The organism is Oscillibacter hominis, from assembly GCF_014334055.1.
Lineage (GTDB): Bacteria > Bacillota > Clostridia > Oscillospirales > Oscillospiraceae > Oscillibacter > Oscillibacter hominis.
The window spans coordinates 289,960-301,748 of record NZ_CP060490.1 but is presented as its reverse complement, the minus strand read 5'-3'; the positions used below and the strand labels follow the sequence as shown (position 1 = coordinate 301,748).

At 61.2% G+C, this 11,789-nt stretch carries 12 protein-coding genes; 5 read left to right on the top strand and 7 right to left on the bottom strand.

Annotation, left to right across the window (positions count from 1 at the left end):
* Window positions 1–47: 47 nt before the first annotated feature.
* Window positions 48–263 (bottom strand): hypothetical protein, encoded by a 216-nt coding sequence (locus H8790_RS01565; protein ID WP_187333353.1) that lies wholly within the window; start codon window positions 261–263, stop codon window positions 48–50.
* A 126-nt stretch (window positions 264–389) separates the two neighbouring features.
* Between H8790_RS01565 and H8790_RS01560 the strand changes: the two genes are divergently transcribed.
* Complete coding sequence (locus tag H8790_RS01560) at window positions 390–734, top strand: GIY-YIG nuclease family protein (RefSeq protein WP_187333352.1); 345 nt, start codon at window positions 390–392, stop codon at window positions 732–734.
* A 21-nt stretch (window positions 735–755) separates the two neighbouring features.
* The gene (locus H8790_RS01555) at window positions 756–1,355 is read left to right on the top strand and encodes a helix-turn-helix domain-containing protein (RefSeq protein WP_187333351.1); all 600 of its coding nucleotides are present in this window, start codon (window positions 756–758) and stop codon (window positions 1,353–1,355) included.
* Between the two features lie 72 nt (window positions 1,356–1,427).
* On the opposite strand, the gene H8790_RS01550 is transcribed toward H8790_RS01555, so the two are convergent.
* Window positions 1,428–1,736, bottom strand: a complete 309-nt coding sequence (locus H8790_RS01550) for an AzlD domain-containing protein (RefSeq protein ID WP_187333350.1) — start codon at window positions 1,734–1,736, stop codon at window positions 1,428–1,430.
* Window positions 1,733–2,476: an AzlC family ABC transporter permease gene (locus tag H8790_RS01545; RefSeq protein ID WP_243208535.1), complete on the bottom strand. Its 744-nt coding sequence runs from the start codon at window positions 2,474–2,476 to the stop codon at window positions 1,733–1,735. Before H8790_RS01545 ends, H8790_RS01550 begins: the two co-directional genes overlap by 4 nt.
* Before the next feature lie 129 nt (window positions 2,477–2,605).
* Between H8790_RS01545 and H8790_RS01540 the strand changes: the two genes are divergently transcribed.
* The gene (locus H8790_RS01540) at window positions 2,606–3,478 is read left to right on the top strand and encodes a LysR family transcriptional regulator (RefSeq protein WP_187333349.1); all 873 of its coding nucleotides are present in this window, start codon (window positions 2,606–2,608) and stop codon (window positions 3,476–3,478) included.
* A gap of 43 nt (window positions 3,479–3,521) precedes the next feature.
* Here H8790_RS01540 and rlmD read toward each other — a convergent pair whose 3' ends face one another.
* The 4 genes from rlmD to H8790_RS01520 all read right to left on the bottom strand — a co-directional run bounded on the left by rlmD (window position 3,522) and on the right by H8790_RS01520 (window position 7,822).
* On the bottom strand, window positions 3,522–4,868 hold the full coding sequence (gene rlmD / locus H8790_RS01535) for a 23S rRNA (uracil(1939)-C(5))-methyltransferase RlmD (protein ID WP_187333348.1): 1,347 nt from the start codon (window positions 4,866–4,868) through the stop codon (window positions 3,522–3,524).
* The gene (locus H8790_RS01530; RefSeq protein ID WP_187333347.1) at window positions 4,856–6,460 is read right to left on the bottom strand and encodes an MBL fold metallo-hydrolase RNA specificity domain-containing protein; all 1,605 of its coding nucleotides are present in this window, start codon (window positions 6,458–6,460) and stop codon (window positions 4,856–4,858) included. The genes rlmD and H8790_RS01530 overlap by 13 nt, the downstream gene beginning before the upstream one ends.
* A 337-nt stretch (window positions 6,461–6,797) precedes the next feature.
* Entirely contained in the window at window positions 6,798–7,106 is a 309-nt protein-coding gene (locus H8790_RS01525) for a hypothetical protein (RefSeq protein ID WP_187333346.1), read from the bottom strand.
* Complete coding sequence (locus H8790_RS01520) at window positions 7,103–7,822, bottom strand: hypothetical protein (RefSeq protein ID WP_187333345.1); 720 nt, start codon at window positions 7,820–7,822, stop codon at window positions 7,103–7,105. Before H8790_RS01520 ends, H8790_RS01525 begins: the two co-directional genes overlap by 4 nt.
* A gap of 243 nt (window positions 7,823–8,065) precedes the next feature.
* Between H8790_RS01520 and H8790_RS01515 the strand changes: the two genes are divergently transcribed.
* Window positions 8,066–8,902, top strand: a complete 837-nt coding sequence (locus tag H8790_RS01515) for a hypothetical protein (protein ID WP_187333344.1) — start codon at window positions 8,066–8,068, stop codon at window positions 8,900–8,902.
* Between the two features lie 149 nt (window positions 8,903–9,051).
* A complete protein-coding gene (gene secA, locus H8790_RS01510; RefSeq protein WP_187333343.1) occupies window positions 9,052–11,787 on the top strand; it encodes a preprotein translocase subunit SecA in 2,736 nt (911 codons plus the stop codon).
* Window positions 11,788–11,789 lie beyond the last annotated feature (2 nt).

The window sequence follows — 11,789 nt, the reverse complement described above, 5'->3', positions numbered from 1 at the left end:
CTGGCGTCACACACACGCTGGGCGCGCGCATCCAGTTCGCGCCACGTTCACCATTTGTGCCTGCAGTTTTTACAGCGATACTGCGCCTGGGCCCTCTTGCTGGCATAGCCGAAGAAGAAAGACGTCATGCCCCGCACGGCGGGATCGATGGGTTCCACACATACGCTGCCGCATTTGGGGCAATGGAGGGCATTCTCACTTCCCGCCTCCGGCCCACACTGGCCGGACTGGGCCGGCTTCTCATTTCCCGAACTGTCTCCCATAACAGCCTCCTTTTGCGGCTTTTCCGCATTTTTCTTCAGTATAGCACGGTCTGATTCCCTTGTCCACGAAGCGTGGATTGATTTTGCAGCCATCTTCCGCTACAATCAGGCAAGAGGTGAACAATCATGGATGCAAAGCGAAAAAAGGAGCTTTTGGAGGCATATCAAAACCGCCGCCCGGACATGGGAGTGATTTCCCTGCGCTGCACCGCCACCGGGGAATCCTTCCTTGGGATTTCCAAGGACATCCCCGCAGGGTTCAACAGCGTCTGCTTCAAGCTGTCCTCCGGCGGGTATCCCAACCGGCGCCTCCAGTCGCTGTGGAACCAGTACGGCGAGGCAGGGTTTGAGCGCGCCGTGCTGCGCACGCTGCAATACGACGATCCCCATAAGGATCACATGCCGGAGCTGGAAAAGCTTCTGAGCCTGTGCCTTGCTGCAGACCCCCAGGCGTCGCTGCTCTGGAAGTAGCGTCCGCCGGAAAGGAATGAAATGGATTATCAAAAAGTCGGGCAGCTGATCGCCCAGCTGCGCAGGGAAAAGGGGCTGACCCAGCGCCAGCTGGCGGAGCGGCTCCATATCAGCAACAAGACGGTCTCCAAATGGGAGTGCGGACAGGGGTGCCCCGACCTCTCTTTGTGGGACGGCCTCTGCGCCCAGCTGGGCGCAGACCTCCACAAGCTGCTCCAGGGAGAGCTGTCCCCCAACCGGCCTGACGTGGGAAAGCTGGACCGGACCCGGTTCTATGTCTGCCCCGTCTGCGGCAACATCCTGATCAGCACGGGCCGGGCCTCCCTCTCCTGCTGCGGCCGGAAGCTGAGCCCCCTGACGGGCGCCCCCTGCACGGAGGAGCACCGCCCCAGCGTGCGGGAATCGGACATCGACTACTACGTCACCTTCCCCCACCCCATGGAAAAAGACCACTTCATCGCCTTTGCAGCCCACGTCCACGACAATAAGGTGCTGCTGGTGCGGCTCTATCCGGAGCAGGGCGCGGAAGTCCGGCTGCCAATGACCGGGCGGGACGGAACGCTGTATCTCTACTGCACAAAACACGGCCTGCAAAGCTGCCCCTTCCCTGATAGAGGGTAAGCCGCCGGGTAAACAAGCGTGCCGCCTATCAAGGCGGCACGCTTGTTTCATGATGGGACCATATTTTTCCCTCTACAGGACCAGAGCCTCCAAAAGCAGCACCACCGCGCAGCAGGAGACGGCGACCTGAAAGAGGCTCCGGCCAAACCAGGCCGCCAGGATGCCGGCGATCAGCGCGGCCGCACCGGAGATAGGGCTTTGAGTTGCCTCTAAAATGGCAGGGAAGGTCATGACTGCCAGTGTGACGTACGGGACGTAGTATAAAAACGACTGGAGGAATTGGCTGCTGATCTGCTTCCGTAAAAGGGTCAGCGGCAGCACGCGGACTCCATAACTGACCGCGGCCATAATCAAAATATAGACGTAGGGATTGCGGGTCACGCCTCTTCCTCCCTTCTGGGAAACAGGACCGCGGCTCCGGCCGAGAGCAGCACCGTCAAGAAAATGGTGCGCGTCCCGCCGGAGACCTCCGAGACCAGGGGCAGGCGCGCAGCGGCATAGCTGAACAAAAAGCAGACGCCCACCAGCCCGGCAATCACCCTGCTCGTTCTGGCCGGCGGGATGATCACCGCCAAAAACATCCCAAAAAGAGCCACACTGAGGGCGCTGACCAGCCGCGGCGGCATCAGGTTGCCCGCAATGCAGCCAAGGGCCGTCCCCACCGCCCAGAGGGGCGACGCTGCCACCACGGACCCGTATGAGTAATTTGGATTGAGGGGCCCGGGCCGCGCAATGGAGATGGCGAACAGCTCATCCGTAATGTCAAACGCCATCAGCAGGCGGTGGGGCCAGCGTATCCCGCTCTTCACCCGCTGGCTTATGGCGGCGCTCATCAATAGGTATCTGGCGTTTGCAATGAAGGTCATCACCGCCACCTCCAGATAGGCGGCCCCCGCCCCGATCAGGGCAAATCCGGCGTATTCCCCGGCGGACGCGTTGCAGAGGATGCTTGCCAAGAACCCCTGAAACGGCGTCAGTCCCGCGTTCCTTGCGGCAATCCCCAGGGAAAAGGCGACGGCAAAATAGCCGAGCCCAATGGGAAATCCGTCCTGCATTCCCTCCCGGAACACCTCCAGATTGCCCTTTGCCCTCAACGAATAGCAGTCGCTGTTCCCGCTCATCTTCCATCCACTCCTTCTCCCGTTCCATCGGCTTGCTCATATAGTATAATCCAACTATTTACATCGGTAAAATTAATGTTTATAATCATATGATAAGCATATCCGATTCAGCAAGGAGGGGTATAGGAGATGATTTCCCGGTACGGCGTATTCTGCAAGGTGGTGGAACTGAGCAGCTTCACCAAGGCCGCGGAGCTCCTGGGCTATTCCCAGAGCTCCGTCAGCCAGACGGTGCGGGTGCTGGAGCAGGAAATCGGCGTTACGCTGATCGAGCGCAGGAAAGACGGAGTCCGTCTGACGCCGGACGGCGCGCAGTACTACCCGTACCTGCTGGCCATCCATACGGCAGAAAAAGCGCTGGTGGAAAAGCAGGGGGAGATGGCGGGCCTGAAGAACAGCACCATCACCATCGGCACCTTCACCAGCATCAGCCGGACGCTGCTCCCCTCCCTTATGAACTCCTTCCAGCAGCGCTATCCGGCAGCCACCTTTGTGCTGCGTCAGGGCGACTATACCAGCATCGGGAAATGGATCCGGGAGGGCAGCGTGGATTTTGGGTTTGTCAACCAGGACGCGGTGGACGGAGTGGAACTGTCCGTACTCTATGAGGATGAAATGATGGCCGTGCTGCCGCCCGGCCATCCCCTTGTCAAACAGAGGGCGATCTCCCTTGGCGAACTGGCGGCCGAGCCCTTCATCCTGTTGGATGAAGGGGAGTACAGCGTCCCGTTGGCCGCCTTTGCACGGCAGCGGCTTACCCCTCGGGTCAAATACAAAGTATATGACGACTACACCATCCTTGCCATGGTACGGCAGGGGCTCGGCGTGTCCCTGGTATACCAGCGGGTGGTGGAGGGATTTGAGCAGGGCCTGGAGATCCGTCCGGTCCGGGAGACGCCGAAGCGGATCGTCGCCCTTGCCTGGAAAAACAGGAAGACCATGCCCTATGCCGCCCGGCAGTTCGCCGATTTTATCCTCAGGCGCACAGCGGGAAACGGTTGACAAAAAGGCCGCAGTCCTTAAGGACTGCGGCCTTTTGATTCCATTACTCCGGCAGCAGCAGTGCCACCGTCTCCACGTGGGCCGTACCGGGGAACAGGTCCACCGCGGCGGCTCGGGCCATGGGATAGCCCAGCACTTTGAACCGCTTGGCGTCCCGGGCCAGCGTGGCCGGGTCGCAGGAGACATAGACGATCCGCCCGGGCTGCATGCCCGCCACCGTGTCCACCACACCCGCTGCCAGGCCCTTCCGGGGCGGGTCCACGCAGATCACGTCGGGCCGCAGCCCCTCTTTGAGCAGCCGCTCCGACACATCCGAGGCGTCACCGCAGAAAAATTCCGCGTTGTCCACGTGATTGCGCCGGGCGTTCTCCCGGGCGTCCTCAATGGCCTCGGGCACGATCTCCGCCCCGATGGCCCGTTTGGCCCGGCCGGCCAGGCACAGCGTGATGGTGCCGATGCCGCAGTACAGATCCAGTGCCGTTTCCTCCCCCGTCAGGGCCGCAAAGTCCAGCGCCTTGCCGTAAAGCCGCTCCGCCTGGGGCGTATTTACCTGATAGAAAGAGGGCACGGACAACTGGAAGGTGAGGCCGCACATGGTGTCCGTCAGGACCTCCGAGCCCCACAGCGTGCGGTAGCTCTGGCCAAGGATCACATTTCCCGGACGCTTGTTGACGCCCAACACCACGCCCACCGTGGCGGGGGCGGCAGAGCGGACCTCCTCCACCAGCTCGGCTTCATGGGGCAGCTTCTCCCCGTTGACCAGCAGGCAGCAAAGGCTTTCGCCCCGGCGGTTGACCCGCACGTAGACATGGCGGACCAATCCTGTGCCTGTGGATTCATCATACCCGCAAACGCCCCAGCGCTTCATCCAGGCGCGGACGGCGCCGGCGGTGTCGTCCGCCGCCGGGTGCTGGATCAGGCAGCGCTCCACCGGGACCACGTCATGGCTGCGGGCTCGGTAAAACCCCACGCTGCCCTGGGCGGAGACCGGATACTGGCTCTTGTTGCGATAGTGCAGTGGCTCCTCCGCCCCAAGGATTTCCTCCACCTCCACGTCCAGGCCGCCCAAGCGGTTCAGTGCATCCTGGACCCGCCGGCGCTTGGCCCGGAGCTCCTCTTCGTAGTCCATGTGGCGCAGGCCGCAGCCGCCGCAGCGGCCGTACCAGGGACAGTCCGGCTCCCGTCGGTGGGGGGAGGGCTCCTCCACCGTCAGCACCTTGGCAAAGGCGCAGTTTTTCAGCACCTTTAGGATCTGGACCTCGCAGGCCTCCCCCGCCAGAGCCGCGTGGACAAAGACCGCCATGCCGTCGATCCGGGCCACTCCCAGCCCCTCGCTGGTATAGCCTTCAATGCGCACGCGGTGGATGGAGTTTTTGATCAAACGTCCCATTTCTCAATCAGCTTACGCAGCGAATCCGCAAAGGAGGCAAGACTCTTGTTGTCCCGGCCCCGGCTGCGGCGGATGAGCTCCATGAGCATCTCGCCCACGGACACCAGGCTCTGGTAGGCCGAGGAGGTCTTGGGCGCGCCGTCGAAGGGCTTTGCCTTCCGCTCGGGCAGATAGCCCACCTCGATCTGGCGGTTGGCCGCCAGGTCATAGACCTCGGTATACTGGGGGGCGTGGGCCTCAAAGCCCAGGCCGCAGAGCGTCTGGGCGAAGAAGGGCGCCACCTCCCGGTCGCCGTGCACCACGAACACGTGCTCGGGCTTTGGGGCCTTGAAGTCCTGGATCCAGCCGAGCAGATGGTCCCGGTCGGCGTGGGAGCTAAGGCCATGGAAGTTGACGATCTGGGCTTTGACGGCGATCTCCTCGCCGAAGAGCTTGACGCTCTTGGCCCCCTCCAGAAGATGGCGGCCCAGGGTGCCCTCTCCCTGATAGCCCACAAACACCACCGTGCACTCCGGCCGCCAGAGGTTGTGCTTCAGGTGGTGGCGGATGCGGCCCGCGTCGCACATGCCGGAGGCGGAGATGATGACCTTGGGCGTCCGGTCCTCGTTGAGGGCCTTGGACTCCTCGCTGGTCTCCGTCATGCGGAGGTTGGTGAAGTTGAACATGTGGGTGCCGTCCTTCACCAGCTTCAGCGCGTCGTCGTCCAGGTAGCCCTGGAGGTCCCCGGTGAAGATGGTGGTGGCCCGCTTGGCCAGGGGAGAGTCGATGTACACCGGGAAATCCGGATTGGACTTGACCATATGCTGGTCCTTGATCTCCCGGATGAAATACAAAAGCTCCTGGGTGCGGCCTACGGCAAAGGAGGGGATGATGACGTTGCCGCCCCGGGCCATGGTCTCGTCGATGAGCTTTGCAAGGTCGTCGGTATAGCTCCACACCTCCGTGTGGTTGCGGTCGCCATAGGTGGACTCCATCACCACGTAGTCGGCGCCCTGGAAATGGACCGGGTCGCGGATGATGGGCTGCTTGATGTTGCCCAGGTCGCCGGAGAAGACGATGCGCTTTTTCACATCCCCCTCCTTAAGGTCCATGGCGATGCAGGCTGAGCCCAGCAGGTGTCCGGCATCCACAAACTCCACCTCAACGCCCTCGCACAGCTCCACCACCTGGCCGTATTCGCAGGTGGTTACATACTCCTGTACCCGCTGGGCGTCCTCGATGGTGTAGAGCGGTTCCACATGGGCTGCGCCGGACCGCTCGCCCTTGCGGTTTTTCCACTCGGCGTCCTGCTCCTGGATGTGGGCGGAATCCAGCAGCATGATGTTCAGCAGTTCCGCGGTCAGCCGGGTGGTCAGGATCCGGCCCTTAAACCCCTGCTTGACCAGCATGGGGATGCGCCCCGAATGGTCGATGTGGGCGTGGGTCACCAGCAGGTAGTCGATGCTCCCCGGGGCGAAGGGCAGGCTCTGGTTGTCCACCTCGTCCCGCCCCTGCTGCAGTCCGCAATCCACAAGAATCTTCTTGCCGTTTACCTCCAGGCAGTGACAGCTGCCGGTTACGCATTGGTCTGCTCCGTAAAAGCTCAGCTTCATGGGTCGTCCTCCTTATTTTGATGGAACCGCAGCCTTCGGCCGCGGTTTTGATTCCTCCCGGACACGCCCGGAACCGGACTGCTGCCCCCGGCTCAGCCGGCGGCAGTCGTTCAGGCTGGACAGCCATGGTGGAAAACAGCGCTCTGCGCTATTTTTCCATAGTGTAACACCTTTCCCCCGCAAGAGCAAGTAATTGCCCGCATTCGCCCCGCACCGCCTCCGGCGCCCGGCAGCTGGGCCGCCTTCTTCCCCTTGACGATACATGCCTCCCTGCCGGAGGGCGATCTCTCTGCTCCGCAAGCCTAAGAGGGGAGAGGCCCGCCTCTCCCCCCTTTATTCAATCTTCAGAAAAATAGTAATCCAGGTACATCCGCAGCAGCGTGTCATCCTTCGGCGTCAGCTCCCGCTTTCCGTCCGGCAGGTCGGTCCCGCTGTTCAGCGCATCCGCCAGGCCGCTCAGTGGGCCGCACAGCTCCTCAATCCGCCTGGTGTTGTCCGCACCGTCATAGGTCTCCTGAAAATCCGTCAGCGTCCCATCGGACGAAAGGGTGATGCGGACAGGGTTTCCCGCTCCGCCGCTACTGCTGTAAACCGGATGTTTGAGGTCCTCAAGGCCTGTACCCAAATCGTAATAATAGAGCTTCAAAAAGCCGCAGACGTAGTTCCGGTCGCCGTTCTCTCCCCCGTACTCTCCAAAGTACTCCCTTTGCCTGATTCGACGGCAAAGAAGCCTTGCTCCGTCTCCTGGTTCCTGAGCCCATAGCAGGCCAGTGTTTGCAGGGCGTCCGTCTCCCTACGGTAATTGTCGGGCCACCAGCTCAGGAACTCCTCGGAGAGTCCTTCAAGGGGCGTCTCCGGCGTGTAGAGGAAAAACGTCTCTCCGCCCGCTATCCCAAAGGGGTCTGAGGCCACATACCGGATTTCCTCCTCGATCCACTCCTTGCCCGGCTCATCTGTCACTTTGATCTCTCCTAATTTCATGGAGTACGTGGTGTCATCCACCTGTTTGATCTCTTCAAACCGGCCGCTGAACGCACAGACGTAGACCGAGCCTTTGGAATAGCCCTCGCCGCTCTCCCCCATCTCAGAATCGCTGTACTGCCCTGCGAATGAGCCGTCCCGGTTCAGAGTGAGTTCAGTTCCCCATGCGCCGGCACCGCTGGCAAACACGAACTCCAGCGGCAGCGCATCCGGGAGCGGCTCCCCCTGCTCCGCCGGTTCTCCATCCTCCTTCGGCGCGGAACCATCCTCCCGGGGTTCCGTCTGCCCATTCGTTCCGCATCCGCTCAAAACACTCAGAAAAAGGGCCAAAGCAATCAGCGTGAGCAGCACGCGCTTTCCATGTCCTCCGATTGTCAACACAATGCACCTCAAATCTTTTTTCTATGCGCGATTTGCGTCCATGTTACCATGTTCCAAAAGTCAATTCAATTGACATCCGGTTACAATTTTACCAAAAACAGTTACAGCTTCCCACAGTACTCCCGAAAGAGTGCGTGACTTTTTTCCCCTCATATAGTATAATTTTAAAATTCCTGCAAATATTGGAAAAGAGAGTCGAATTCGCCTGATCCCCACAGGCATATCTGGAGGACATTGATCATCATGGAGATTTCCTATATCACCCTTGACCCCACCAAAAACATCACGCTGCTGGTTCGAACGACTGTGCCCCGCTCCGCCCAGCCGTCGGTGGCACAGCTGCTGCTGCGCAGCAACCCCGACGCGGAGCAGGTGGGGTTTTTGGAGAGCGCTTCGGCCCGCGGCGCCAGGGCCCGGCTGCAGATGATGGGCGGTGAGTTCTGCGGCAACGCCGCCATGTCCCTGGCCGCGCTGCTGGCCTGGGAGGATGGCCTGGCCAGCGGCGATGCGGCGGACATTCCCATGGAGGTCTCCGGTGAATCCGGGATTTTGACCTGCCATGTCCAGATGGGGACCGAGTGCTGTCTGGGCACGGTGGACATGCCCCTGCCAGAGCGCATCCGGGAGATCGACGTGGTGGCCGGGGACCGGATGCTCTCCTGTCCCGCCGTTTTTTTCCCCGGCATCGTCCACTGCATCGTGCCCGCCGGCGCGCTCACCCACCCCCAGGCGGAGGACGCAGTCCAGCTGCTGTGCGCCACTTTGAAGGCCGACGCCGCCGGCATCCTGCTCTTTGACGAGGACGCCCTCTCCTTCTCCCCCCTGGTCTATGTGGCCGCCACCCACACCTCCGTGTGGGAGCGGGGCTGCGGCAGCGGCAGCGCCGCCATCGGCTGCTATCTGGCCCAGCGCACCGGCGCGCCCTACACCGTGGCCCTGCGCCAGCCGGGCGGCATCATCGAGGTCCGCGCCGGATGGAAGGATGGCAGGGTGGACACGCTGACCATCACCGGTGAGGTGCGCAAAGGGGAAAGCGGCAGTTTGGTCCTGCCCCTGAACGGATTCTTTTCTCAATTGTGAACTTTTTTCCCCATGGCCGATTTTTCTTTGCATTCTACAGGAACTTGTGATATGCTACACTTGCTATTTTATCGGATACCTATTAAAATAACAAATCTGTTGATTACTCTGTCCCGCGCATACGGGATTGGAAAGGATGTTTTCATAAAATGGGTCTTTTCAGGAAAGTCTTCGGAACCTACAGCGACCGCGAGCTGAAGCAGATCTATCCCATTGTGGATAAAATCGAGGCCATGGCTGACGAATACCACGGTCTGACCGACGCGCAGCTCAGCGCAAAAACAGCACAGTTCAAAGAGCGCCTCCAGAATGGGGAAACGCTGGACGATATTCTTCCCGAGGCCTTTGCCACTGTCCGGGAGGCCGCCGACCGTGTACTGGGGCTTCGGCCCTACCGGGTACAGCTGGTGGGCGGTATCGTTTTGCACCAGGGCCGCATCGCCGAGATGAAGACGGGTGAAGGCAAGACTCTGGTGGCCACGCTGCCGGCTTACCTGAACGCCCTCTCCGGAAACGGCGTACACATCGTCACCGTCAACGACTACCTGGCCAAGCGCGACAGCGAATGGATGGGGAAGGTCCACCGCTTCTTAGGGCTCAAGGTGGGCCTCATCATCCACGGTCTGGACAACAAGCAGCGCAAGGCCGCCTATGACGCCGACATCACCTATGGCACCAACAATGAGATGGGCTTCGACTATCTCCGCGACAACATGGCCATCTATGCCCAGGAGCAGGTCCAGCGGGGCCACTCCTTTGCCATCGTGGACGAGGTGGACTCCATCCTCATCGATGAGGCCCGCACCCCGCTGATCATCTCCGGTATGGGCGACAAGTCCACCCAGCTCTACGACATGGCGGAGATGTTTGTGGCCCGGCTGAAAAAGCAGGTGGTCACCGAGGTGGACAACAAGGAAGAGGAAGCCTCCGACATCGACGCCGACTACATCGTGGACGAAAAGGCCCGCACCGCCATGCTCACCGCCCGGGGCATCTCCAAGGCGGAGGAGTTTTTCCATGTGGACAACCTCTCCGATCCGGAGAACTCCACCCTGGCCCACCACGTCAACCAGGCCATCAAGGCCCACGGCGTGATGAAAAAGGATATTGACTATGTGGTGAAGGACGGCGAGGTCATCATCGTCGATGAGTTCACCGGACGCCTGATGTTCGGCCGCCGCTACTCCGAGGGGCTGCACCAGGCCATCGAGGCCAAGGAGCACGTCACCGTGGCCCGGGAGAGCAAGACCCTGGCCACCATCACCTTCCAGAACTACTTCCGCCTCTACCGCAAGCTCTCCGGTATGACCGGTACGGCCCTGACGGAGCAGGAGGAGTTCGCCACCATCTACAACTTAGACATCATCGAGGTGCCCACCAACCGGCCCAACGCCCGCGTGGACAACCAGGATGTGGTCTATAAAACCGAAAACGGCAAATACCGGGCGGTCATCAACCAGATCAAGGAATGCCACGCCAAGGGCCAGCCCGTTCTGGTGGGCACCGTGTCCATTGAAAAGAACGAAAACCTCTCCAAGATGCTGGTCAAAGAGGGCATCCCCCACAACCTGCTCAACGCCAAAAATCACGAGAAGGAAGCGGAGATCGTGGCCCAGGCCGGCAAGTTCGGCGCCGTCACCGTGGCCACCAATATGGCCGGCCGCGGCACCGACATCATGCTGGGCGGCAACGCCGAGTACCTCTCCAAGGCGGACCTGCGCAAGGCCGGCTTCAGCGACGAGGTGATCGCCGACGCCACCGGCTACGCCGAGACCGACAACGAAGAGATTCTGGAGGCCCGCAAGCTCTATTCCGAGCGCATGGCCGCCCATAAGCAGGACATCGACGCGGAGGCGGACCAGGTCCGCGCCGCAGGCGGCCTCTTTATCATCGGCACGGAGCGCCACGACTCCCGCCGCATCGACAACCAGCTCCGCGGCCGCGCCGGCCGCCAGGGCGACCCCGGCGAGACCCGGTTCTACATCTCGCTGGAGGACGACCTGATGCGCCTGTTCGGCGGTGAGCGCATCCAGGCCATGATGGAGAAGGTGGACCTGGACGAGGACACCCCCATCGAGAGCAAGATGCTCACCCGCGCCATTGAAAACGCCCAGACCACCGTCGAGTCCCGCAACTTCCAGTCCCGTAAGTCGGTGCTGGAATACGACGATGTCATGAACAAGCAGCGTGAGATCATATACTCTCAGCGTCAGAAGGTCCTGGACGGCATGGACATCCAGCCCATTATCCAGGGCATGGTCTCCACCGCCATCGAAAACCACGTCAACCACGCTTTCGGGGAGCAGACGGCGCTGGACATCGCCGGCTACCGGGAAATGCTCCGCAGCCTGGAGGGCACCTACTTCCCCAAGTACGCGGTGAAGCTGAGCGAGGAGGAAATCGCCGATAAGACCGCCCAGGATTTCATCGAGCTGTTCCAGTCGGAGGCCGTCAAGTACTACGAGCAGAAGGAGCAGGAGATCACCTCCCCCATCATGCGGGAACTGGAGCGCGTGGTCATGCTCCGTGTGGTGGATGAGTACTGGATGGAGCACATCGATGCCATGGACGACCTGAAGCAGGGCATCCGCCTGCGTGCCTATGGCAACGTTGACCCGGTCATCGCCTACAAGCAGGAGTCCCTCAGCATGTTCGAGGAGATGATCGCCGCCATTCAGGAGGAGACCGTGCGGCGCCTCTACTCCGTGCGCCTCAAGAGCAACGAGGAGGTCAAGCGTGAGCGCGTGGCCAAGGGCATGGTGGAAAATGTGGGCGGCGACGGCACCGCGCCCAAGAAGCAGCCCCGCAAGGTCCAGAAGATTGGACGCAACGATCCCTGCCCCTGCGGCAGCGGCAAGAAGTACAAGAACTGCTGCGGCCGGTAAAC